Below are 22,145 nucleotides of genomic sequence, written 5' to 3'. Positions count from 1 at the left end.
CTTTCGTCCGGTCTGATGGCTGATCGGTATTACTTCTCCTCCTCGGGCTCCTTCGGCGACAGGAGGAGGAGGCCCAGCAGGAGCAGCAGGCCGGCGGCCTCGGGCTGGTACTGCGGCGCGTCGCTGTAGGCGGCCTCGCCCTCGGCGACCAGGGACTTCACGACGCCGAGCTCGGCGGTCGTCGCAGTGGTCAGCATGGTTTCGGCAAGCATCGGATGCGCCTCCTTGGGGAAGGACGGACGTCATCACCGGAATCGGCGATGTCCTCCACCCACGCTAGGCGGGCCTCCCGAGGCACGCATGTGGAGGCCGGGACGGGCCGGCGGGGCATGATCTGGTGTCATGTGCTCGACAATCAGGCGGGGCGGAGACGGGCGGCCCGGCCCTCCAGGCGCCGCTGCTCCGCCGGGCTCGCCGTCGCCCGCGCCGCCCGCCGGCAGTGCTCGTACGCAGGCGTCAACTCCCCACTGCGCTCCAGGAGATGGGCCCGCGCCGAGAGCAGCCGGTGGTGCCCGGCCGGCCGCCCGTCGCCGTCCAGCGGGGCGATCGCCCGGTTCGGCGTGACCACCGGGTGGGGCGCGATCCGCTCCGGCACGCACCAGGTACAGCGCGTGCACCTGCGCCCGGTCCGTCCCGGCCGCGTCGGCCGCGTCCGCGTGCGTGGCGGCGATCGCCGCCTGCACCCGGCACGGCCCCAGGGCCTGTCCGGTTGATCTTGTCGGATCAGCGCGCGGCTCCCCCGGCCCTTGGGGGCCGGGAGGCGCCCCCATTCCGCGCCCGGCTGGGAGTGCCGGCTGGGTGTCTTTGGATGGTTTGCCGGTGCTTCCGTGGGGGCCCCTCCCGGCCCGCCAGGGCTGGGGGCGGATGATCCGGCGTCGCGTGCCCGGCAAGATCGGCCGGACAGGCCCCAGGGCCGTACCCGCCGGCGACGCCCGGGCCGGCGCCGTGCCCTCCGCGAGCAGCGCCCGGCCCCACAGCGAACGGTCCTGCTCGGCCGGCGGCACCGGATCGCGGTCCGCCGTCGCCCGCGCCCGCCGCCGGGCGTGCGCCGGCAGCCCCGTCACCTCGCCGTCCCCGGGCAACTGCGCGTGCACCGCCCGGACCGGGCGGATCGCCTCGCCGGTCGGCTCCGCGCGCGCCAACTCCCGCCCGGAGCAGGCCGTGCAGCCCTCGTTGAAGATCAGGTCAGCACTGGCAGGACGACCCGCAGCCGCTGTTCGCGCTCGGCGCCGACCGGCGGCGCGACCGGGCGCCCGCACCCGCTGGCCTCCGGCGCCGGGAACGCCCGGGCGATCCCCGCCGTCGTCGGACCGCCCACCGCACGCAGCGTTTACGAGGCCGCCGTCAGCTCGGACGGAAACACATGAACAGCAGCAGCAGGGTGTCGTCGGCCTGGGGCGCCACCTCGGCGGGCGGCCCAGGCCGACTCCCGTGCCCGGCGCGCCCGTTCGCTGCGCACCCGGTCGACCGGCCGCCGCGACGCCTCCGTCACCAGTCGGCCGCGCGGACTCTCCGGCACCCCCTGCGCCGTCCACCGCACCGGCGTTCCGGCGTGCCGAGGGCCCGCGGCGCGAACTCGCGCGGCAGGCCCTCGACGGCGGCGGTCGTCACGCGTCCGGATACCCGTCGGAGAACATCACCTGACGCACCTCCACCCCCAGGCCGGCGATCGCCGCGTCCGGGATCTGCGCCGCCAGCTCGACCGCCCGCTCCTTGTTCTCGCAGTCCACCAGGTAGAAGCCGCCCAGGAACTCCTTCGCCTCCAGGAACGGACCGCCCGTCACCACCGGCTGCCCGCCCCGCACCGACACCACCACCGACTGCGACGGGTCCACCAGCGCCTGGGTGAGGATCAGCTCGCCGGACTCCTTCAGCGACCGGATGAACCGGCCGTGGCCGGCGCCCAGCGCCGCCTTCTCCTCGTCGGTCAGGGTGTCGAACACCGTCGGGTCGATGTGCAGGCCGATCAGGAACTTCATCACGCACTCCTCGTCGCGTCCACGGCCCGGAACCGGGCCCTCGACCAGGTGGTCGGAGCCGCCGCCGCCGTCTTGACATCCCGGGCGAAGAAATCTCCGCCGGATTTCTTCGGCCGCGATGTCAAGAAGCGCGCGGCCGCTCCGACCACCCTCCGAAGACACTCGACCGACACAGACAGGAGCGTTCCGAGATGCGAGCCGACCGGGCACGGTGGGGGCTGGCCCTGCTCATGCTGCCGACCTTCATCGTCGCGATGGACGTCACCGCACTGCTGCTCGCCCTCCCGCGGCTGAGCGCCGACCTGGGGGCCGACAACGTCGAACAGCTGTGGATCAGCGACAGCTACGGACTGATGGTCGCCGGACTGGTCATCACCATGGGCACCCTCGGCGACCGGATCGGACGCCGACGGCTGCTGCTGACCGGCGCGGCGGCGTTCGCGGTGCTCTCCGCGGTGGCCGCGTGCGCCACCGACCCGCTGACGCTGATCGTCACCCGCGCCCTGCTGGGCGTCGCCGGCGCGACCCTGGCCCCCTCCACCCTCTCGCTGATCACCAACATGTTCCGCGACGAGCGCGAACGCGGCCGGGCCATTGCCGTCTGGGCCACCGGCCAGTTCGCCGGCGGCGCGCTCGGACCGGTGCTGGCCGGCGTGCTGCTCCAGCACTTCTGGTGGGGCTCGGTGTTCCTGCTGGCCGTCCCGCCGATGGTGCTGCTGCTGATCGCCGGGCCCGTGCTGCTCCCCGAGTACCGCAGCGACCGCGCCGGACGCCTCGACCCGGTCGGCGTCGGGCTCTCCCTCGCCGCGATGCTGCTGCTGGTCTACGGCATCAAGGCGCTGGCCGTGGACGGCATCTCCGGCGGCGCGTCCTCGGCCGGGCCGGCGGTGGCGCTGATCGTCGGCGCGGTGCTGGGCGTGCTCTTCGTCCGCCGCCAACTGCGCGTCGAGCAGCCGCTGTTGGACCTGCGACTGCTGCGCAGCCGGCCGTTCACGGCCGTCCTGGTCGGGCTGGTGCTGGCCGGCGTCGCGATGGCCGGCACCGGGCTGATGGTCACCCAGTACCTGCAGAACGTCCTCGGCCACTCGCCCGCCGTCTCCGCCGTGCTGTTCGCCCCCATGGGCCTGGCCGTCGCCGGCGGCACCATGGCCGCCCCCGCGCTCGCGCGCCGCATGAAGCAGACCACCGCCATCGCCGGCGGCCTCGCCGTCTCCGCGCTCGGCGGCCTGCTGCTCGCCGCCGTCGACGGCTCCCTGGCGCTCGTGATCACCGGCATCACCGTGCTGGCCCTCGGCGCCGGCCCGCTGTTCGCGCTCGGCACCGGCCTGATCCTCGGCTCCGTCCCGCCGGAACGGGCCGGCTCCGCCGCGTCGATGTCCGAGACCGGCAACTACCTCGGCGGCTCCCTCGGCTTCGCCCTGCTCGGCGTCCTCGCCGCCGTCGTCTACCGCGACCGCATGCACGGCGCCTCCGACTCCCTCGCCGGCGCGGTCGCCGCCGCCGACCGGCTCCCCGCCGACCAGGCCGCGACCCTGCTCCACCACGCCCGGGACGCCTTCACCACCGCCCTCCACGTCACCGGCCTCACCGCCGCCGCCCTCTTCGCCATCATGGCCGCCCTGGTCCTGACCATGCGCCAACCCACCGCCCCGGCCCAGGCCATGGAGCCCGAGCCCACCCACGCATAGGCCTCGCCGCCCGGGCCCGCAGCTGCCGAGGCCCCCGGGGGGGAGAGTGGGGGCGAGGGGCGAGGGACGGGGGCCGGGTGCGTGCTCAGGTGTCAACTGGTCGTTTCGGTGCGGTGGTTGAGTCGGGGGTCAGCCACGTGTGGGCCGCGCCGCCCGGACACGCAGGTGCCGCGCCCCCCGGGGAGCGTGGGGGCGACGGTCGGGGGCGTCGTGAGGGCGAGGGGATGCGGGGGCGTGGACGGGGATGGTCGGGGGGCACGTGGGCGTGGGCCCCTCCTGCGGAGGCTGTGCGCCGATGGGCCGATTCGGCTGCGGCAGCGGGGGCGGTGTGAGGGGCGGGGGCCGGTGCGCGCCCAGGTGTCAACCGGCCGTCCCGGCGCGATGGTTGAGCTGGAGTCCAGCCGCGAGTGGGCCGCGCCAGCCGGGTGCGTCGCGAGGGCGCGGGGGCGACGGTCGGGGGCTTGTGGGCGTGGGCCCCTGCGGGCCGCTGCTGTGAAGGCTGTGCGCCGACGGGCTGTTTCGGTTGCGGCGGCGGGGGGCGGTGTGAGGGGCGGGGGCCGGTGCGCGCCCAGGTGTCAACTGGCCGTTTCGGTACGGTGGTTGAGTCGGAGTCCAGCCGCGAGTGGGCCGCGCCAGCCGGGTGCGTCGCGAGGGCGCGGGGCTGCGGGAGTGTGGGGGCCGTGCGGCCGGTGGTGCTTTGCTCCGGCCTCACCACTGCCGTTCATGTCGTCGACCTCGCTGCTGACTCACCGGCCGTGTGCCGGTCGGGGGCGGGTTCGTTCCGCTGCTGGTTCCGCGACGTCCGTCTGTCGCCCGGGGCGTGGGGGCGCGCCGCGAGGGCGGACGTGGGTGGCAACGGTTGGGGTCCCCTGCGGGCTGGCGCGCACCGCTGCTGCGCCGGGCGGGTGCCAACCGGCCGTCCCAGTGCGGTGGTTGGGTGCGTGTTCTCGATCCCGCTTGCGGTCAGGGGCGGTTCAATCCGGCACCAGGACGGCGACGCCGGTCACTCTGTCGGCGGCGAGGTCGGCGAGGGCGGTGGTGGCGCGGTGCAGGGGGTAGCGGGTGAGGTGGATGGCGGGGCGGAGGCGGGCGGCCTCGGTGAGGAAGGCGTGGCCGTCGGCGCGGGTGTTGGCGGTGACGCTGCGCAGGGTGCGTTCCTGGAAGAGGTGGCGGGCGTAGTCCAGTGGGGGGATGTCGGTGAGGTGGATGCCGGCGACGGCGAGGGTGCCGCCCCGGTCCAGGGCGGCCAGCGCGGCGGGGACCAGCTCGCCGGCGGGGGCGAACAGGATCGCGGCGGCCAGCGGCTCCGGCGGCGGGTCGAAGGAGTCGCCGGCGAAGCCCGCGCCGAGCTCCCGGGCCAGGTCGCGGGCGGCCGCGCTGCGGGTGAAGACGGCCAGCCGGGCGCCCCGGGCCAGCGCGAGTTGCGCCGTCAGGTGGGCGGACGCCCCGAAGCCGTAGATGCCGAGCAGGCCGCCCGGCGGAAGGTCCGCGCGGGCCAGTGCCCGGTAGCCGATGATCCCGGCGCACAGCAGCGGCGCGAGCTCCTCGGCGGGCGGGCCGTCGGGCAGGGGGTAGGCGAAACGCGCGTCGGCGGTGACGTACGCGGCGTAGCCGCCGTGCCGGTCCCAGCCGGTGTACGTCGACGCGGGGCACAGGTTCTCGTGCCCGGCGCGGCAGTACCGGCAGCGCCCGCAGACCCCGGCCAGCCAGGCCACCCCGGCCCGGTCGCCCACCGCGAACTCCGTCACCCCGGGGCCGAGCGCCGCCACCCGGCCCACCACCTCGTGGCCGGGCGTGCAGCGCGGCACCCGGGGCGCGAGGTCGCCCTCGGCGAGGTGCAGGTCGGTGCGGCACACCCCGCAGGCCTCCACCTCGACCAGGACCTCCCGCGCTCCGGGGACCGGCGGCGGCCGCCGCTCCCAGGCGAGCGGCCCGTTCCCATCGCCGACCGGCCCGTTCGCGCCGCCGACCGGCCCGGGCTCGGCCACCACCCAGGCGCCGTCCCGCACGGACGATGATCCCGTCGCTGGCATCGCACACCCCGTCCTTCGTCCGTCCACCGCTCCCAGCCTGCGCCGGTGGCGCGCGGCGGACGAGCCGGGCCGGTTGTCGGGCGGATCGGGACGTCCGGTCCATGTCGCGGCCGGGCCGTCCCCGCCAGAGTGGAGGCAGAACGGGGCAGGTCGATGCGGTGAGGAGGCGGGCGGCATGCGGATGCACCCGAGGGAACGGAAGAACAACCCCCTGCGGCGCGGCACCGACCGCGCACAGTGGTGGGCGGCGCGGCTGCTGCTGGTGGTCGCGGTGGGCGCGCTCCCGGCCGCGCTCGCCGTCGGCCTGGCCGTCCACCAGGACCAGGCCCGCGTCGCCCGGGCCGAGGCCGCCGACCGGCACCCCGTGACGGCCCGGCTGACCACGGACGTCCCGGTCGCGCTCGGCCTCACCACCACCCGCGCCGACGTCACCTGGACGGAGAACGGCGCCGACCGGCGGGCCAACGCCGTGGTCACCTCCGGCCAGCCGGCCGGCACCCCCGTCCGGATCTGGCTGGACAACCGGGGCGAGGTCGTCCCGCAACCCGCCGGCGCGGGCGAGCCGATCGCGGTCGCGCTGACCGCCGCCCTGCTCACCGTCACCGCCCTGCCGCTGCTGTGCACCCTGGCCTGGAAGGGCACCCTGCACGTCCTGAACCGCCGCCGCTACGCCGAGTGGGACGCCGAATGGCAGCAGTTCGAACCCCAGTGGACCCGCCGCCAGCCGAGCTGACCGGACCGCGCGGGGAGATGCTGGGAACCGGACTCCCGGGAGGCAGCGTCATGGAGAACCAGCCCGCACCGACACCCCGGCCGGGGCTGCTCACGTTCCTCGGCGGGGTCGGGACCGTCACCGGCAGCAAGTTCCTGGTGGAGACCGACCACGCCCGCGTCATGATCGACTGCGGGCTGTTCCAGGGCCTCGCCGAACTGCGCCGGCGCAACCGGCGCCCGCTGCCGCTCGACCCCGCCGACGTGCACTGCGCGGTGCTCACCCACGCCCACCTCGACCACTGCGGCTACCTGCCGAAACTGGTCGCCGACGGCTTCCGCGGGCCGGTGTTCACCACCCCGTACACGGCCCGGATCGCCGAACTCGTCCTGCGCGACAGCGCCCGCCTGCTCCAGGAGGACGCCGACCACGCCAACCGGCACGGCTGGTCCAAGCACCGGCCCGCGCTGCCGCTGTACACCGAGCAGGACGTCGAGCGCACCCTCCAGCTCTTCGACCCCGTCCCGCACCACGCGGAGATCGAGATCGCCGACCGCACCGTGCTGCGCCTGCACCCCGCCGGGCACATCCTCGGCTCCTCCTGGGCGCACCTCACCCTGGAGGACGGCCACACCCTCGCCGTCAGCGGCGACCTCGGCCGCCCCGTCCACCCGCTGCTCAACGCGCCCGACCCGTTCACCGGCGCGGACGTGCTGCTGATGGAGTCCACCTACGGCGACCGGCGGCACGAGGAGACCGCCGCCCGCGAGCAGTTCGCGCAGGCCCTCGACCGGACGCTCGCCCGCGGCGGCACCGTCGTCGTGCCGTCCTTCGCCGTCGACCGCACCGAGGTGGTGCTGCACCAGCTCGCCGAACTCCGCCGGGCCGGCCGCCTGCCCGCCGCCGCCCCCGTGTACGTGGACAGCCCGATGGCGCTCGCCGCCCTGCGGATCTACCAGGACGCGTTCGCCGAACGCGCCCCCGAGCTGCGCCCCGACATCCTCGCGCGGGGGCAGGCCGCGATCAGCCCCGAACCGTTCCGGCCGGTCCGCTCGCTCGGCGAGTCGCAGGAACTGGAGCACTCCCGCCTGCCGTCGATCCTGGTCTCCGCCTCCGGCATGGCCACCGGCGGACGCGTCGTCCGCCACCTGCGCCGCCTGCTGCCCGACCCCCGCAACACCGTCGTCGTGGTCGGCTACGCCGCCGCCGGCACCCGCGCCCGCGACCTGGTCGACGGCGCCCGGGTGCTCAAGATGTACGGCGGCTACGTCCCCGTCCGCGCCGAGATCGTCAACGTCCCCGCGTTCTCCGCGCACGCCGACGCCGCCGAGATCGTCGACTGGCTGCGCCCGGCGCCCGCCCCGTCCGCCACCTACCTGGTGCACGGCGAACCGGCCGGCTCCCGGGCCCTGCGCGACCGGATCGACCGGGAACTCGGCTGGACGGCCGTGGTGCCGCGCTCCGGCGAACGGGTGCTGGTGCGCTGACCGCGGCCGCTCAGGGCGCGCTGGTGATCCGGCGGCCCGAGACCGCCGCCGGGCGGACCCGGATCCAGCGGTCGCGCGGGCCCGCCCAGGACTGCACGGACGGACCGAGGCGTTCGAGGGTGGCCGGGTCGTCGATGCGTTCGGCGGTGCCGGCGATCAGCACGCTCCAGCCGTTGCTGCGGTGGTCGTCGATCCGGTCGACCTCGAAGGAGACCTCGGTGCCGGGCGGCACGTCGGCGGCGCTGTGGTCGAAGGTGCGGTAGACGACGGTGCGGCGGTCCACGGCGTAGTTCACCGGGAACACCGCCGGGCCGTGCTCGCCAGGCAGCGCGATCCGGCCGACGCCGCGCCCGCCCAGGTGCTCCCAGCACTGCTCCTCGGTCAGGCGCACCAGCACCGGCCGGGGCGCGGGCGGGCCCTGCCCGGGCGGGGCGTCGGGGCGGCCGGCCAGCAGCTCGCGGTAGGTCAGGCCGAGCGCGGCGGCGATCCGCAGGAAGCCGTTCTGGTCGAACGCCGGCCCGGCGGCGGTCAGGCACTCCAGGTACGGGCGGGACATCCCGGCCGTCCTGGCCAGCGCGTCCGGGCCGAGGCCGAGCTGCTCGCACCGCTCGGCGATCCGGCGGGCGATCGCGGCGGCGGACGACGGGCCCTGCTCGGGCTGCGACGGGCCCTGCTCGGGCTGCGTGGACACGGGGCCCGCCCTCAGGCCCGCAGCGGCGCGACCGCCGGCGCCCCGCCGCCCGCCTGCGGCCGCGCGCCGGGCCCGTGGCGGTGGGGGGTCGGGTCGGTGGCGGTGGCGCGGTGGGGGCGTGGGTCGTCGGGGTGCAGCGTGGCGGGCCCGTGGCGGTGGGGGCCCGTGGCGGTGGGGGTGGCGCGGTGGGTGCGTGGGTCGTCGGGGTGCAGCGTGGCGGGTCCGCCGACCGCCGTGTTCGCGCCGAGCCCTCCCGCATCCGCCGCCGCCCGCGCGTCCTCGCCGGTGCGCCTCGCCACGCCCGCCCGGGTCGGCCGGGCGGGCCCGTGGTCGGTCTGCGTCTTCATCGCGTTCACTCCCGTCGCCGCTGCCCCGCCCACCAGCTTCACCGCACTCGCGCTCCCCGGCCACGGGGCTGCCCGCCGACCGGTCGGTGGGCACACTGGAGAACGGGCCCCCGCGCCCCACCGGAGGTGAGCCGTGACATCCGACCCGCAGCCCGCCCGCGGCTGCCCGATGCCGGACCCGTGGACGCTGCGCTACACCGGTTTCGAGCCCGCCGAGGAAGGACTCCGCGAAGCCCTGTGCGCCGTCGGCAACGGCTACCTGGTCACCCGCGGCGCCGCACCCGAGGTCGCCGCCGGCGGCGTGCACTACCCGGGCACCTACCTGGCCGGCTGCTACGACCGCGCCGACTCCGTCGTCGGCGGCCGGGTGTTCACCCACGAGGACCTGGTCAACTGCCCCAACTGGCTGCCGCTGACCTTCCGCTGCGCCGGCGCCGACTGGTTCGCCGGCCCGCCCGCCACCCAGGAACTCGAACTCGACCTGCGGCGCGGCCTGTTGACCCGCCGCGCCGTGGTCGAGGACGGAGCCGGTCACCGCACCCGGCTCGTCCAGCGCCGCCTCGCCAGCCTGGCCAGCCCCCACCTGGTCGCCCTGGAGACCGTCCTCACCGCCGAGAACTGGTCCGGCCGGCTCGAAATCCGCTCCGCCCTCGACGGCACCGTCACCAACACCGGCGTCCCCCGGTACGCCGGACTGGCCGACCGCCACCTCGTCCCGCTGCGCCAGGAGGCGGGCCCGGACGGGCAGTTGTGGCTGGAGGTGACCACCGGCGCCGGCCGCCGCATCGCGCTCGCCGCCCGCCACCGGATCCGCGGCGGCGCCGCCGGCTGGGAGGGCGAGGCCCGCCCGGGCCTGGTCGGGCAGACCCTCGCCGTGCACGTCGCGCCCGGCCGGCCCGTCACCGTCGACAAGGCCGTCGCCGTCCACACCTCGCACGACCCGGCCACCGCCGACCCGCTCGAAGCCGCCCGCCGGCTCGCCGCCGAAGCACCCGCCTTCGACCGCCTGCTGGACGAACACGCGCTGCGCTGGGCCCAGTTGTGGCGGCGCTGCCGGATCGACGCCGACTTCCCCGGCCTCGGCCCGCTGCACCTCAACCTGTTCCACCTGCTGCAGTCCTACTCCGAGCACTCCGTCGACCTGGACGTCGGCGTCCCCGCCCGCGGCCTGCACGGCGAGGCCTACCGGGGCCACGTCTTCTGGGACGAACTGTTCGTGCTGCGCGTCCTCGACCTGCGCCTGCCCGAACTCGCCCGCGCCGTCCTGCACTACCGCCACCGCCGGCTCGACGCCGCCCGCCGCGCCGCCCGCGCCGAGGGCCGCCGCGGCGCCGCCTACCCGTGGCAGAGCGCCGCCGACGGGCAGGAACAGTCGCCGCTGGTCCACCTCAACCCGCTGTCCGGCCGCTGGCTGCCCGACCACAGCCACCTGCAACGGCACATCGGCTCCGCCGTCGCCTACAACGTCTGGGAGTACTACCGGGCCACCGGCGACCTCGACTTCCTCGCCGGCGCCGGCGCCGAGACCCTGCTGGAGATCGCCCGCTACTGGGCCTGCGCCGCCACCCCCGACGGCGACCGCTGGTCGATCCGCGGCGTCCTCGGGCCCGACGAGTACCACGACGCCTACCCCTGGGCGGACCGCCCCGGCCTGGACGACAACGCCTACACCAACGTCCTCGCCTCCTGGGTCCTGGCCCGCGCCCACGACACCCTGCACGCCCTGCCCGCGCGGCGGCGCGGCGAACTCGCCGAGCGCCTCGGCCTCGACGCCGCCGAACTCGACCGCTGGCGGGAGATCGGCCACCGCCTGCGGGTGCCCTTCCACGACGGCGTGATCAGCCAGTTCGACGGCTACCGGCGGCTCGCCGAACTCGACTGGGAGACCTACCGCCGCCGCTACCCCGACCTGCGCCGGCTCGACCGGATCCTGGAGGCCGAGGGCGACACCGTCAACAACTACCGCGCCTCCAAACAGGCCGACGTGCTGATGCTCTGGTACCTGTTCTCCGACCACGAGGTGCGCCGGCTGCTGCGCCGCCTCGGCTACCGGGCCGGCTGCGACCTGATGAGCCGCACCGTCTCGTACTACCTCGACCGCACCGTGCACGGCTCCACCCTCAGCTCCGTGGTGCACGCCTGGGTGCTCACCCGCTGCGACCGCAGCGCCTCCTGGCGGCACTTCCGCGACGCCCTCACCGCGGACCTGGTCGACTCGCAGGGCGGCACCACCCGCGAGGGCGTCCACCTCGGCGCCATGGCCGGCGCCGCCGACCTGCTGCAACGCTGCTACAGCGGCCTGGAGCTGCGCCGGGACGGGCTCTGGCTCGACCCCCGACTGCCGAGCGCCCTCGGCCACTTGGCCCTCGACCTGCGCTACCGCGGCGACCGCGACCTGCGCATCGCCATCGACCGGCACAGCGTCACCGTGGACCTGGCCGCCGGCTCCGGGGAGGCCGTGCGGGTCGGCGTGCGGGACAAGGCCACCGTGCTCCGGCCGGGGGAGAGCCACACCTTCCGGCTGTGAGCGGTGGGCGTCCGCCGCAGTACTATTCCAGCGCTAGGATAGTCGCATGGACTCAGGCCTGACCGCCGCCGAACTCACCCTGCTCGGACTGCTGGTGGAGCAGCCCCGGCACGGATACCAGCTGGAAGCCGTGATCGCCGAGCGCGGGATGCGGGAGTGGACCGAGATCGGCTTCAGCTCGATCTACTACCTGATCGGGAAGCTCCGCGAACGCGGACTGATCGAGCAGGTCGAGGGGACGGCCGCCCCCGGGGACAAGCGGCGCAAGGTGTTCGGCGCCACCGCCGAGGGGCGCCGGGCCTGCGCGGTGGCCGCCGAGGAGGCGATCGCCGAGCCGCACCCGCTGTTCCCGCGCGTCCTGGTGGGCCTGGCCAACCAGCCGGCCGTCGGCCACGAGCAGCTGCTCGACGCGCTGGAACGCCGCTCCCGGGCGCTCGCCGAACGGTTCGAGCAGGTCGCCCGGGCCGAGCGGGCCGGGGCGGACGCGCCCGAGTTCGTGCACGCGATCTTCGACTACACGATCGGTCAACTACGGGCCGAGCAGGCCTGGTTGGACCACTATCGGGCATCGCTGAGCGGTGCCCGCCGCCGAGGAGGGGAGCCGAACATGGCGCCGTACGACGTCAAGAAGGACCTGAAGAACCTCTACGCGCCCAAGAACACCGACTGGGAGCTGCTGGACGTCCCCGAGCAGCAGTTCCTCGCCGTCGACGGGACGGGCAACCCGAACACCGCCCCCGCGTACACCGCCGCCGTCGAGGCGCTCTACGCCGTCGCGTACACGCTGAAGTTCGCCGCCAAGCGCACCGAGGGCGGCGACTTCGTGGTCGGCCCGCTGGAAGGGCTGTGGTGGGCCGACGACTTCGAGGTGTTCAGCACCCGGGCCAAGGACGCCTGGAACTGGACGATGATGATCTGCCTGCCCGGACGGATCACCGAGCAGATGATCGACGAGGCCCGGCAGGCCGCGCTGGCGAAGAAGAAGCTCCCCACCATCGCCGAGGTCCGCCGGCTCGTCCTGCACGAGGGCCCGAGCGCCCAGCTGCTGCACATCGGCTCCTACGACGACGAGGCGCCCGCCCTGCACCGGCTGCACCACGAGTACCTCCCGGCGAACGGCCTGCGCCCCGCCGCCAAGCACCACGAGGTCTACCTCGGCGACCCCCGCAGGACCGCCCCGGAGAAGCTGAGGACCGTCGTCCGCCAGCCGGTCGAGCCGGATCCGGAGGCCTGAGCCCCGCCCGCCGCGGCCCGGGGTCGGCACGCAGGCGGGTCAGAGGGCCGGTGCGTAGCAGGAGATGCCGATGATCAGGATGTCGCGCCAGCCGCGCTCCGCGTCCGCGGCCAGGCGCACCGGCCCCACGTAGTGGCTGACCCGGCAGTCGTGCACGCCGTAGCCGTCCAGCGGGTCGGACAGCACGAAGCGGTCGTACAGGGCGTCGGCCGGCAGCGTGTCGGGCTGCCGGCCGGCGCAGTCGGGGCTCGCGATGACGTTCTCGCCGCCCTCGACGTTCCGCCGCCCGATCAGGTGGGCGAAGGTGAAGGTGGCCGGTGAACCGCCGTCCTGGTGCAGGCAGTCCGGGGAGGAGACCGCCACCCGCCGCCGGCCCTCGACGCCCAGGGTGATCAGGTGGACACCGACGTAGACCGGCGCCCGGTGCAGGTCCTCCAGCCACAGCGCGTGGTCGAGGTCGGCCCGGATCAGCGCGTTCAGCAGCCCGTTGCCGTGCAGCCCGGCCGGGACGTCCGGCAGCCGGCGCGGCACCCGGGGGTACTCCGGGTTGTGCTCGTCCTGCCAGTACACGGTGACGGTCCCGAAGTCGGGGTCCGGCGCACCGGGGACGAAGGACAGCTCGCCGGTCCACGGCAGGTGCACGGCGTGCGAGTAGCGGCGGAAGCGGTTGGTCTCCAGGGCGTACGGATCGGGTGGCAACTCCCGGTAGGCGGAGGTGAGTTCGGCGAGGTCAGCAGCCGCCGCCGGGAGGTCCACGCCCAGGTCCGCCGGGCCCAGCCGGGCGTAGCCCGCTCGGCGTACCCGTGCCCGGCTGTCGCCCTCCGACGCGACCGGGGGAGCGGCTGTCGTCGTTCGGCCCCGGAGGCCCGCACTGTCGTCCATCGGCTTCTCCCAGCGTGTCGGACGGACCGCGGCGGCGGCGACCGGCCTCCCGTCGCGGCGTTCTTCCCCGGCAGGCGCGGATACCCCGATCCGCCGGCGGAAACCACGGCGGCGCGGAGCACGCCGAAGCGCGGCGCCGGACGGTCGGGTTCGACTGTCCGGCGCCGCGCGGGGAGTGGGCTACAGGGTGCGGAAGGTGCCGAAGGCGCTCGCGATGTCGCTCTGGAAGGCGTGGACCACGGTGCCGGCGGCGGTCTTGCCGAAGATCTCCAGCCGGCCGTCCTCGCCCTCGCCGACCACCGGGTTCGTCGCCAGCGGGCCGCCGACCTTCACCCAGTCCGAGAAGGTGCTGTTCGGCTTCACCTGGTGCTTGTTCCACACGGTGCCGGCGGCGTCGCGGACGAACAGCTCCAGGTTGCCGTTGCGGCAGAGCACGACCGCCGGGTCGCCGACGTAGCCGCCGACCGCCCAGGTGGCCCAGTCGTGCCAGACGCCGTTCGGGGTCTCCTGCCACATGGTGGTGATCTGGCCGGCGGCGTTGAGCGCGAAGACCTCCTGGCGGCCGTCCTGGTTGAAACCGATCACCGGGTCGGAGGCGATGTTGCCGCCGTGGTCCTTCCAGTAGGTCGTGAAGGTGCCGTTCGGGGCCTCCTGCCAGCGGGACTTGAGGTGCCCGTCCGCCGTGCGGGCGAAGACCTCCAGGGTGCCGTTGGCGTTGTGGCTCACGGCGGGGGTGCCGACGAAGCCGTCACCGTCGAAGGTCAGCCAGCCCTCGTGCCAGGTGCTGTTCGGGCTGTCCTGCCAACGGGTGGTGATCCGGCCGTCCGGGGTGCGGGCGAAGATCTGCTGCGAACCGTTCGCGTTCGCGCCGACCGCCAGCTCGGAGGCGACGTTGCCGCCGTGGTTGTACCAGTCGTGCCAGGAGCCGTTCTGGGTCAGCTGCCACCGGGAGACGACCTGGCCGCTCGACGTACGGGCGAAGACCTCCTGCGTGCCGTTGGCGTTGCGGCTCGCCACCGGGGTGCCGACCACGCCGGCGGCGCCCGGGAACTGGTACCAGTCGTGCCAGGTGCTGTTCGGGCTGAGCTGCCACTTGCTGCGGACGCCGCCGTTGCCGTCGTTGTCGATGTACTCGAGGGTCTGGTTGGCGTTCATGCCGAGGTTCGGACGGGCGATCAGCTGACGGTCGTAGTCGCGCGCCGCGCCGTCGACGGTCTTGTTGTAGCGGCGGGCCTGGTAGTTCCCGATCGGCCAGTCGTCGATCGTCGCGTCGTTCATGGAGGCGTTCGTCACCTTCTTCACCGGGGAGGCGCCGAAGGAGTAGTAGCTGAAGTGGACGCGGTCGGACGCCCAGGCGTCGAAGATGATCACGTGGTTCGCGGGGTCGAGCAGGATGTCGCCGGGCAGCAGGTCCTGACGGTTGATCGAGGTGGACACCTCGGACAGGTTCCCGGTCCAGTTGTCGCCGTTGAGGTGCCAGGCCATGTCGACGTAGCCGGAACAGTCGCGGCGGTAGTCCCGGTCGCCGGTCGGGCCGGGGGATTTGGAGGTCTGGCTGTACGGGCCGGGCTGGTGGTCGACCCAGTACTGGGCCCGTTCGATCACCTCGGAGCGGGTGATGGCGCCGCCGAGGGAGGAGACGAACGCGGCCTGGGCGGACGCGGAGAAGGTGACCAGCAGGCCGGCGGTCACCGCGGTGACGGCCAGCAGGGCGAGGACGCGTCGGAGCAGTCTGAGCATGGCGGGAGAACTCGCTTCCGTTTCGTGGCATGACGGAGGAAGGCTGCGCGGCCGCAGCGCCGGGCAGAGGCCCGGGCGGGCAGGCGCAGAACGCGGGTGGTGCGAGAAGAAAGGGGGCGCGGGGCCTGCCGTCTACTCGGCGAGGCGCCAGTCGCGCAGCTCGTCCGAGGCGTCAAGTGCCCGGGCGCAGATGGACCGTGCGCTCAGTCGGGCACCGCCGTCCTCGGCGGCGAGGAGGAACAGAGCCACTCCGATCCGGCCGGGTGCGACCCGCACCCGCACGTGCTCCAAACGGTCGTCCGCCCGGGACTGGCTCCACAGCTGCCCGGTGAGCCACCGCGGAGCGACCAGCGCGGTGTCCGGCCCGACGAGCCGGGTCACCGTCAGGCGCAGGATCGGCTTGTCGGACATCAGCCCCAGCCGAACCCGTTGTCGGAGTCGCCGGACGCGGCGGCGAACGTGCGGACGGTGGCGACGGAGGACAGGGCGATGCCGGACATGGACATACTCCATTCAGGGTGCGGTGGGTGGGTTTGCCGGACGTTTGCGTTTCCCGGCCCCGGGCTTTCCCCGGCGGCGGCGCTTCCGACATCCATAAGACTGCCCAACCGGCGACGCGCTGTCAGCGGTTCACGCCTGGCCCCAATGTGCCTGGCCCCAACGGGACAACGGACCGGACCGGTCTTGTCCGGTGCGGCGCGGCTGGGCACACTGGTCCGACAATTGTTTGAGCACCTACCGCGGGGGGCGGCAGAATGCTTGAGTTACTCGGTCTTTCCGGCCCGGCCGAGCGCCTGTACCAGGCGGTCCTGGCCGACCCGGCGCGCGGCGTCGCCGAACTGGCCCGGGACACCGGCATGACGGACCAGCAGATACGTTCCGCCCTGGACGAGTTGGCCGATCTCGCGCTGATCAAGCCGTCCTCCCAGGTGGACGGGGCGCTCTGGCCGGTCAGCCCGGCCGTCGGCCTGGCCGCGCTGCTCGCCGCCGCCGAGGACGAGGCCGCCGCCCGGCAGCGGAAGATCGAGGCGACCCGGGCGGCGATCGCCGCACTCGCCGCCCAGCACGCGGAACAGCGCCACCGCCGCGCGGACGCCGTGGTCCGGCTGGTCGGCCTCGACTCCGTCCGCGGCCGGCTGGAGGAACTCGCCGCCAACGCCGCCACGGAGTGCCTGTCGCTCAACCCCGGCGGCGCCGACCGGCCCGACGCCCGGGCGGCCTCCGCGCAGCTCAACGAGCAGGCGCTGCGCCGGGGCGTCGCCATCAGGGCGATCTGCCGGGACAGCTTCCGCAACGACCCCGACACGCTGGCCCACGCGCGCTGGCTCACCGACCTCGGCGGGGAGATGCGCACCGTCCCGATCGTGCCGATCCCGCTGGTCGTCGTCGACCGGGCCGTGGTGATCGTCCCGTTCGACCCCGCCGACCCGCGCGAGGGCGCGCTGGAGCTGGACGGCCCCGGGCCGGTCGCCGTCGCCTGCGCCCTGTTCGACCAACTCTGGTCCGCCGCAACCCCGTTCGGCTCCTCCGTCGCGGTGGACGGGCAGGGCCTCACCTCGACCGAACGCACCCTGCTGGAACTCGCCGCCGCCGGCCACACCGACGAGGCGGCCGGCCGCAAGCTCGGCGTCTCCGCCCGCACCGTCAAACGCCAGATGGCCGACCTGATGGCCCGCCTCGGCGCCGACAGCCGCTTCCAGGCCGGCGTCCGCGCCGCCCGGCGCGGCTGGCTCTGAACGCCTGCCCGGCCGCCCGGCCGCGGCGCGCTATGCCGTGCGGATGCGCCGCACCAGGTCGGCGGCGGTTCCGGCCCAGTGCGGGTGCCGGAACTCGAAGCCGGCCGCCAGCAGCCGGCCGGGAACCACCCGGCGGCTCTTGAACAGCAGCTCGGTGTCCGACCGCAGCACGAACGCGCCGAGCTCCGCCATCCACCGCGTCGCCGGCAGACCCACCGGAACCCGCCAGGCCGCCCGGATCTCCCGCATGAACTCGCGGTACGGCACGGGGGCGGGGGCGGCCAGGTTCACCGGCCCGTCGAGATCGTCCCGCTCCGCCAGGAAGTCCAGCGCACGGACGAAGTCGCCGCCCTCGATCCAGGACACGTACTGCCCGCCGCCCGCGACCGGGCCGCCGAGACCCAGCCGGGCCAGCCGCGACATCAGGTCGAAGGCGCCCCCGCGCTCCGGGCTCATCACCATCGCGGTCCGCAGCGCCACCTTGCGGGTGTGCGGCGTCTCCGCCTCCCGCTGCGCCCGCTCCCAGGCCTCGGCGATCGCGACGCTGTTCGCCCAGTAGCGCGGAACGCCCGGCTCGCCGCCGCCGATCAGGCCGGTGGCCTCGTCGTTGGCCGCGTCGAAGCGGTGCGCGTACACGGTGGCGGTGCTCATCTGCAGCCAGACCCGGGGCGGCCGGGCGGCCCGGGCGATCGCCTCGCCCACCACCCGGGTGGAGTCCACCCGGGAGTCCAGCATCGACCGCAGATTGCCCGGTGTGTAGCGGCAGTTGACGCTCCGCCCGGCGAGGTTGACCACCAGGTCGGCGTCGTCGAGCGCCTCGGCCCAGGGGCCGAGCGTCCGGCCGTCCCAGGGGACCTCCCGGCCGCCGCCCGGCCGCCGGCTCAGGACCACCACCCGGTGCCCGGCGGCGGTCCACGCGCGCTCCAGCAGCCTGCCGACGTTCCCGGTGCCACCGGGCAGCACGATCCTCATGAGAGCCCTCCCTCTGTCGCTCGGGCGGAGCCTAGCAAGAAATGAACGCGTTCAAATATGGTGGGTGCGTGGGGCGACGGGCCCGCTCCGGCCGTTTCGCGCTCTGCTCCCGAATCCACCGAACGGGTGAAAGTGCTTGAAGGGCGCCCGCCGACCGCGCCATCATCGGTCGCCGCCCGTCCGCGCCGGCACCGCCAACTCGACCCGATACAAGGCGACTTGAGGCACCCATCGGAGCCCTCGCAAGTCCGTGCACCGCTTCGCGTCTGGAGGATCTGTGGCCCGTTCACCCGCCCCGGCGCCCGCCGAACCAACCGAGCCCGCCGAGCCCACAGCGTCGACCGGGCCCACCGACCCCGCGGCGTCGGCCGGGTCGCCGGAGGAGGAGCTGCGGTGGCTGGCCGACGGCCGCCGCATCGAGGCGATCGAGGCGATCGGCGTCAACGCGATGGCGCGCCGGCTGCCGACGCTCGTGGTGCGCGCCTTCCGGCTCGGCTGGCGCGTCGACCGTGCCTCGGTCGCGCTGCTGCTGGCCTGTCAGGCGGTGTCCGCGGTGCTGGGCGCGGCCGGCCTGTTCGCGACCACGGGCACCATCTCGGCCCTGTTCGGCGCGGGCCCGGTCGGCGACAAGCTGCTCCGCGCCGCGCCGTCGATCCTGGTGATCGCGGCGGCCGCCGGCGCCCGTTCGCTGCTGGGCATCACGATCCGGACCGTCACCATCCACCTGTCGCCGCGGATCTCCCGGGAGGCGGAGGCCGCGGTGCTGCGCGCCACCGTGGCGGCGGAGCTGACGGCCTACGACCACGCCGGCTACAACGACGAGTTGGACGCCGCCGACCGCGGCGCCGAGGTCTGCGTGGACATCGTCGGCGAGGCGCAGAACCTGCTGGCCTCGCTCGCCTCGCTGCTCGGCGCGGCGGGCGTGCTGACGGTGCTCCACCCGGCGCTGCTGCCGTTGCTGGTGCTGGCCGCGCTGCCGCAGGGCGTCGCCTCCGTCCACGCCGCCCGGGTGCAGTTCCTGGCGAACCGGGCCACCATCGCCGACCGGCGGGTGCTGGGCAACCTGCGCTGGTACATCCACACCAAGCGCAACGCGGACCAGGTCCGCTCCGACACCATGGGCGAGTTCCTGCTCGCCAAGTACGACGAGGTCGGGCGGCGGCTGAACGTCGCCTCGCGGGCCGCGGCGATGAAGAGCGCCCGGGTGTCGGTGCTCGGCGCGGCCGCCTCCGGCCTCGGCACCGCGCTGGTGTGGGCGGCGATGCTGTGGCTGGTCAGCACCGGACGGATGAGCCTGCCGCGCGGCGGCGCGGCGGTGTTCGCGCTGGCCGCCGTCGGCACCAGCCTGCGCGGCATCGTCGGCTACGGTGCGGACCTGTTCCGCACCGGCATGTACCTGGACGACTGGTCGAGCTTCCTCGACACCGCCGGCGGCCACCGCCCCCGGCGCGGCGCCGAGGTGCCCGGCGCGCCCGCCCGGATCGAGGTGCGCGGCCTCTGCTACGCCTACCCGGCCGCCGACCGCAAGGCGCTGGACGGCGTGGACCTGCACGTCGAACGCGGCGAGATCCTGGCCCTGGTGGGGGAGAACGGCTCCGGCAAGACCACGCTGTCCAAGCTGCTCGCCGGCCTCTACCTGCCGGACTCCGGGGCGGTGCGCTGGGACGGGCGCGACACCCGCGACCTCGACCCGCACGCGCTGTGGCGGCAGGTCGCGGTCGTCCCGCAGGACTACGCGCGCTGGCCGCTGACCTGCCGGGAGAACATCACCCTCGGCCAGCCCACCGCCGAGGGCGACGCGGCGGTGCTGCGCGCCGCCGGCGCCTCCGGCGCCTCGGACGTCGTCCGCAAGCTCCGCCGGGGCCTGTCCACCCTGCTGGCGGTGGAGTGGATGGGCGGCGAGGAGCTCTCCGGCGGCCAGTGGCAGCGCCTCGCCATCGCCCGGGCCTTCCACCGCGAGGCCGGGCTGCTGGTGCTGGACGAGCCCACCGCCGCGCTCGACCCGCGCGCCGAGCACCGGATCTTCCAGAACCTGCGGGCCGTCGCCGCGAAGCGCGCGGTGGTCCTGGTCACCCACCGCCTGACCAACGTGGCCGTCGCCGACCGGATCCTGGTCCTGGAGAACGGGAAGGTCCTGCAACAGGGCACCTTCGCCGAGCTGGTGGCCGACCGCTCGGGCCGGTTCAAGGAGCTGTGGGACCTGCAGAACGAACGCACCGGCCTGCCCGCCGGGCGGACCCGGCCGGCGGGAGCGCAGGACGGCTGACCGGGTGCGCTACTCGGTGGCGGCGTCGCTGAGCCCCAGGCGCAGGTGCTCGGTGTGGTGCACGGCCTGGTCCAGCAGCTCGGCGACGTGGTTGTCGTACAGCGCGTAGACCACCGAGCGGCCCTGCCGGGTGCCGACCACCAGGCCGAGGTTGCGCAGCAGCCGCAGCTGGTGGGAGCAGGCGGACTGCTCCATGCCGACGGCGTGGGCGAGTTCGGTGGCCGCGCAGGGGCCTTCGCTCAGCCGGGCGAGGATCAGCAGGCGGGACGGCGTGGCCAGCGCCTGCAGGGTGGCCGCGACCCGGGCGGCGTTGTCCGCGTCCAGGTGGGTGCGCGGGACGGCGTTGTTCGCGGGAGCGGCTCCATGACCCATGCGGCAATACTACAGATGACGCATGAAGAGATGTTCATCTGTTCCTGTATCGTGGTCGGCGTCCGCACCCCTGCCCGTGGCCTGCCCGAAGGGTCCCCTCTGCCATGTCCTCCACCCTGACCGAGCGGCCTGCCGCCGAGGCGGCCGCCGCCTCGGCCGGCACCGCCCCGCGACGGCGCACCCGGATCCTCGCGCTGCCCGAGGCCCGGTGGGCGCTCGCCGCGACCGTGCTGTTCCTGGTCGCGCTGCCGCTGCAACTGACCGGCGCCCCGGCCTGGGCGTGGGGCCCGCTGTACGCGCTCGCCTACGCCACCGGCGGCTGGGAGCCGGCCTGGGCCGGATTGCAGGCGCTGCGCGAGAAGACCCTCGACGTCGACCTGCTGATGATCGTCGCCGCGCTCGGCGCGGCGGCCGTCGGGCAGGTGATGGACGGCGCCCTGCTGATCGTCATCTTCGCCACCTCGGGCGCGCTGGAGGCCGTGGCCACCGCCCGCACCGCCGACTCGGTGCGCGGCCTGCTCGACCTCGCCCCCGCCACCGCCACCCGGCTGCTGGACGACGGCGCCGAGGAGACCGTCCCGACCGGGCGGCTGGCCGTCGGCGACACCGTGCTGGTGCGGCCGGGGGAGCGGATCGGCGCGGACGGTCGGGTCCTGGACGGCGCGAGCGACGTCGACCAGGCCACCATCACCGGCGAGCCGCTGCCGGTCGCCAAGCGGAGCGGCGACGAGGTGTTCGCGGGCACCCTGAACGGCACCGGCGCGCTGCGGATCAAGGTCGAGCGGGACGCCTCGGACTCGGTGATCGCCCGGATCGTGAAGATGGTCGAGGAGGCCTCCGAGACCAAGGCGCCCACCCAGCTGTTCATCGAGAAGGTCGAACAGCGGTACTCGATCGGCATGGTGGCCGCCACCCTCGCCGTCTTCGCCGTCCCGCTGGCCCTCGGCGCCGCGTTCACCGGCTCGCTGCTGCGGGCGATGACCTTCATGATCGTCGCCTCGCCGTGCGCGGTGGTGCTGGCGACCATGCCGCCGCTGCTGTCCGCGATCGCCAACGCCGGACGGCACGGCGTGCTGGTGAAGTCCGCCGTCGTCATGGAGCGGCTCGGCCAGGTCGACGCCGTCGCGCTGGACAAGACCGGCACCCTCACCGAGGGCGCCCCGCACGTCACCGAGATCCGCCCGCTGGCCGGATCCGGCCTGGGCGAGGACGAGCTGCTGGCGCTGGCCGCCGCGGCCGAGCACCCCAGCGAGCACCCGCTCGCCCGCGCCGTGGTGGACGCCGCCCGCAGCCGGGGCCTGACGGTGGCCGCGGCCGAGGACTTCGCCTCCGCGCCCGGCGTCGGCGTCACCGCCACCGTCGGCGGCCGCGCCGTCGCGGTCGGCGCCCCGTCCCGGCTGCCGAACACCTTGGCCAGCAGGGTCTTGCCGGTGCCGGGCGGGCCTGACCTGGAACCAGCTCCACCTGGCACGGATGCTC

The 22,145-nt window shown here is 74.9% G+C and carries 20 protein-coding genes and 1 pseudogene; 8 read left to right on the top strand and 13 right to left on the bottom strand.

Annotated features, from left to right (window positions below; genetic code table 11):
* Positions 1–29: 29 nt before the first annotated feature.
* The 5 genes and pseudogenes from ACWEMJ_RS12105 to ACWEMJ_RS12085 all read right to left on the bottom strand — a co-directional run bounded on the left by ACWEMJ_RS12105 (position 30) and on the right by ACWEMJ_RS12085 (position 1,979).
* Positions 30–212: a hypothetical protein gene (locus ACWEMJ_RS12105; protein WP_452136903.1), complete on the bottom strand. Its 183-nt coding sequence runs from the start codon at positions 210–212 to the stop codon at positions 30–32.
* A 143-nt stretch (positions 213–355) separates the two neighbouring features.
* The gene (locus tag ACWEMJ_RS12100) at positions 356–595 is read right to left on the bottom strand and encodes a hypothetical protein (RefSeq protein WP_452136958.1); all 240 of its coding nucleotides are present in this window, start codon (positions 593–595) and stop codon (positions 356–358) included.
* A gap of 400 nt (positions 596–995) precedes the next feature.
* Positions 996–1,142: pseudogene (locus ACWEMJ_RS12095) on the bottom strand (RNA polymerase sigma factor); the annotation flags it as partial.
* 38 nt (positions 1,143–1,180) lie between these two features.
* Positions 1,181–1,318 (bottom strand): hypothetical protein, encoded by a 138-nt coding sequence (locus ACWEMJ_RS12090; RefSeq protein ID WP_452136902.1) that lies wholly within the window; start codon positions 1,316–1,318, stop codon positions 1,181–1,183.
* Between the two features lie 289 nt (positions 1,319–1,607).
* Positions 1,608–1,979: a YciI family protein gene (locus ACWEMJ_RS12085; protein WP_452136901.1), complete on the bottom strand. Its 372-nt coding sequence runs from the start codon at positions 1,977–1,979 to the stop codon at positions 1,608–1,610.
* 191 nt (positions 1,980–2,170) lie between these two features.
* Here ACWEMJ_RS12085 and ACWEMJ_RS12080 point away from each other — a divergent pair, with 191 nt between their 5' ends.
* Positions 2,171–3,667 carry an MFS transporter gene (locus ACWEMJ_RS12080; RefSeq protein WP_452136900.1) on the top strand — a complete coding sequence of 499 codons (1,497 nt, stop codon included), beginning with the start codon at positions 2,171–2,173 and terminating at the stop codon, positions 3,665–3,667.
* Between the two features lie 974 nt (positions 3,668–4,641).
* On the opposite strand, the gene ACWEMJ_RS12075 is transcribed toward ACWEMJ_RS12080, so the two are convergent.
* The gene (locus ACWEMJ_RS12075; RefSeq protein ID WP_452136899.1) at positions 4,642–5,700 is read right to left on the bottom strand and encodes a zinc-dependent alcohol dehydrogenase family protein; all 1,059 of its coding nucleotides are present in this window, start codon (positions 5,698–5,700) and stop codon (positions 4,642–4,644) included.
* A gap of 175 nt (positions 5,701–5,875) precedes the next feature.
* Here ACWEMJ_RS12075 and ACWEMJ_RS12070 point away from each other — a divergent pair, with 175 nt between their 5' ends.
* Complete coding sequence (locus ACWEMJ_RS12070) at positions 5,876–6,433, top strand: Rv1733c family protein (RefSeq protein ID WP_452136898.1); 558 nt, start codon at positions 5,876–5,878, stop codon at positions 6,431–6,433.
* Between the two features lie 50 nt (positions 6,434–6,483).
* The gene (locus tag ACWEMJ_RS12065; protein ID WP_452136897.1) at positions 6,484–7,899 is read left to right on the top strand and encodes an MBL fold metallo-hydrolase RNA specificity domain-containing protein; all 1,416 of its coding nucleotides are present in this window, start codon (positions 6,484–6,486) and stop codon (positions 7,897–7,899) included.
* 10 nt (positions 7,900–7,909) lie between these two features.
* Here the strand turns inward: ACWEMJ_RS12065 and ACWEMJ_RS12060 are convergent, their stop codons facing one another.
* Positions 7,910–8,590, bottom strand: a complete 681-nt coding sequence (locus tag ACWEMJ_RS12060; RefSeq protein WP_452136896.1) for a pyridoxamine 5'-phosphate oxidase family protein — start codon at positions 8,588–8,590, stop codon at positions 7,910–7,912.
* An 11-nt stretch (positions 8,591–8,601) separates the two neighbouring features.
* On the bottom strand, positions 8,602–8,937 hold the full coding sequence (locus ACWEMJ_RS12055) for a hypothetical protein (protein WP_452136895.1): 336 nt from the start codon (positions 8,935–8,937) through the stop codon (positions 8,602–8,604).
* A 133-nt stretch (positions 8,938–9,070) separates the two neighbouring features.
* On the opposite strand from ACWEMJ_RS12055, the gene ACWEMJ_RS12050 reads away from it, so the two are divergent.
* Both ACWEMJ_RS12050 and ACWEMJ_RS12045 read left to right on the top strand, forming a co-directional pair.
* On the top strand, positions 9,071–11,464 hold the full coding sequence (locus ACWEMJ_RS12050) for a glycoside hydrolase family 65 protein (protein ID WP_452136894.1): 2,394 nt from the start codon (positions 9,071–9,073) through the stop codon (positions 11,462–11,464).
* 46 nt (positions 11,465–11,510) lie between these two features.
* The gene (locus tag ACWEMJ_RS12045) at positions 11,511–12,698 is read left to right on the top strand and encodes a GyrI-like domain-containing protein (RefSeq protein WP_452136893.1); all 1,188 of its coding nucleotides are present in this window, start codon (positions 11,511–11,513) and stop codon (positions 12,696–12,698) included.
* A 39-nt stretch (positions 12,699–12,737) separates the two neighbouring features.
* On the opposite strand, the gene ACWEMJ_RS12040 is transcribed toward ACWEMJ_RS12045, so the two are convergent.
* The 3 genes from ACWEMJ_RS12040 to ACWEMJ_RS12030 all read right to left on the bottom strand — a co-directional run bounded on the left by ACWEMJ_RS12040 (position 12,738) and on the right by ACWEMJ_RS12030 (position 15,731).
* Positions 12,738–13,580 (bottom strand): 2OG-Fe dioxygenase family protein, encoded by an 843-nt coding sequence (locus ACWEMJ_RS12040; protein ID WP_452136892.1) that lies wholly within the window; start codon positions 13,578–13,580, stop codon positions 12,738–12,740.
* A 180-nt stretch (positions 13,581–13,760) separates the two neighbouring features.
* Complete coding sequence (locus ACWEMJ_RS12035) at positions 13,761–15,320, bottom strand: hypothetical protein (RefSeq protein ID WP_452136891.1); 1,560 nt, start codon at positions 15,318–15,320, stop codon at positions 13,761–13,763.
* 132 nt (positions 15,321–15,452) lie between these two features.
* Positions 15,453–15,731 carry a hypothetical protein gene (locus tag ACWEMJ_RS12030; protein WP_452136890.1) on the bottom strand — a complete coding sequence of 93 codons (279 nt, stop codon included), beginning with the start codon at positions 15,729–15,731 and terminating at the stop codon, positions 15,453–15,455.
* Between the two features lie 344 nt (positions 15,732–16,075).
* Between ACWEMJ_RS12030 and ACWEMJ_RS12025 the strand changes: the two genes are divergently transcribed.
* Positions 16,076–17,056, top strand: a complete 981-nt coding sequence (locus tag ACWEMJ_RS12025; RefSeq protein ID WP_452136889.1) for a LuxR C-terminal-related transcriptional regulator — start codon at positions 16,076–16,078, stop codon at positions 17,054–17,056.
* 30 nt (positions 17,057–17,086) lie between these two features.
* Here ACWEMJ_RS12025 and ACWEMJ_RS12020 read toward each other — a convergent pair whose 3' ends face one another.
* On the bottom strand, positions 17,087–18,028 hold the full coding sequence (locus ACWEMJ_RS12020) for an epimerase (RefSeq protein ID WP_452136888.1): 942 nt from the start codon (positions 18,026–18,028) through the stop codon (positions 17,087–17,089).
* 277 nt (positions 18,029–18,305) lie between these two features.
* On the opposite strand from ACWEMJ_RS12020, the gene ACWEMJ_RS12015 reads away from it, so the two are divergent.
* Positions 18,306–20,294 carry an ABC transporter ATP-binding protein gene (locus ACWEMJ_RS12015; RefSeq protein ID WP_452136887.1) on the top strand — a complete coding sequence of 663 codons (1,989 nt, stop codon included), beginning with the start codon at positions 18,306–18,308 and terminating at the stop codon, positions 20,292–20,294.
* 9 nt (positions 20,295–20,303) lie between these two features.
* On the opposite strand, the gene ACWEMJ_RS12010 is transcribed toward ACWEMJ_RS12015, so the two are convergent.
* The gene (locus ACWEMJ_RS12010) at positions 20,304–20,666 is read right to left on the bottom strand and encodes an ArsR/SmtB family transcription factor (RefSeq protein WP_452136886.1); all 363 of its coding nucleotides are present in this window, start codon (positions 20,664–20,666) and stop codon (positions 20,304–20,306) included.
* A gap of 104 nt (positions 20,667–20,770) precedes the next feature.
* Here ACWEMJ_RS12010 and ACWEMJ_RS12005 point away from each other — a divergent pair.
* A partial coding sequence (locus tag ACWEMJ_RS12005) for a heavy metal translocating P-type ATPase (RefSeq protein ID WP_452136885.1) occupies positions 20,771–22,145 on the top strand: 1,375 nt, incomplete at its 3' end.

Source organism: Kitasatospora sp. NPDC004531 (assembly GCF_053602195.1).
This window is presented reverse-complemented; position numbering and strand designations above follow the sequence as displayed.

What these genes read in the sequence shown, in the direction of transcription:
- ACWEMJ_RS12105 (WP_452136903.1), bottom strand. Translation starts at nt 212, where the DNA reads ATGCTTGCCGAAACCATGCTGACCACTGCGACGACCGCCGAGCTCGGC.
- ACWEMJ_RS12085 (WP_452136901.1), bottom strand. Translation starts at nt 1,979, where the DNA reads ATGAAGTTCCTGATCGGCCTGCACATCGACCCGACGGTGTTCGACACC.
- ACWEMJ_RS12080 (WP_452136900.1), top strand. Translation starts at nt 2,171, where the DNA reads ATGCGAGCCGACCGGGCACGGTGGGGGCTGGCCCTGCTCATGCTGCCG.
- ACWEMJ_RS12075 (WP_452136899.1), bottom strand. Translation starts at nt 5,700, where the DNA reads ATGCCAGCGACGGGATCATCGTCCGTGCGGGACGGCGCCTGGGTGGTG.
- ACWEMJ_RS12070 (WP_452136898.1), top strand. Translation starts at nt 5,876, where the DNA reads ATGCGGATGCACCCGAGGGAACGGAAGAACAACCCCCTGCGGCGCGGC.
- ACWEMJ_RS12065 (WP_452136897.1), top strand. Translation starts at nt 6,484, where the DNA reads ATGGAGAACCAGCCCGCACCGACACCCCGGCCGGGGCTGCTCACGTTC.
- ACWEMJ_RS12055 (WP_452136895.1), bottom strand. Translation starts at nt 8,937, where the DNA reads ATGAAGACGCAGACCGACCACGGGCCCGCCCGGCCGACCCGGGCGGGC.
- ACWEMJ_RS12045 (WP_452136893.1), top strand. Translation starts at nt 11,511, where the DNA reads ATGGACTCAGGCCTGACCGCCGCCGAACTCACCCTGCTCGGACTGCTG.
- ACWEMJ_RS12040 (WP_452136892.1), bottom strand. Translation starts at nt 13,580, where the DNA reads ATGGACGACAGTGCGGGCCTCCGGGGCCGAACGACGACAGCCGCTCCC.
- ACWEMJ_RS12035 (WP_452136891.1), bottom strand. Translation starts at nt 15,320, where the DNA reads ATGCTCAGACTGCTCCGACGCGTCCTCGCCCTGCTGGCCGTCACCGCG.
- ACWEMJ_RS12030 (WP_452136890.1), bottom strand. Translation starts at nt 15,731, where the DNA reads ATGTCCGACAAGCCGATCCTGCGCCTGACGGTGACCCGGCTCGTCGGG.
- ACWEMJ_RS12025 (WP_452136889.1), top strand. Translation starts at nt 16,076, where the DNA reads ATGCTTGAGTTACTCGGTCTTTCCGGCCCGGCCGAGCGCCTGTACCAG.
- ACWEMJ_RS12020 (WP_452136888.1), bottom strand. Translation starts at nt 18,028, where the DNA reads ATGAGGATCGTGCTGCCCGGTGGCACCGGGAACGTCGGCAGGCTGCTG.
- ACWEMJ_RS12010 (WP_452136886.1), bottom strand. Translation starts at nt 20,666, where the DNA reads ATGGGTCATGGAGCCGCTCCCGCGAACAACGCCGTCCCGCGCACCCAC.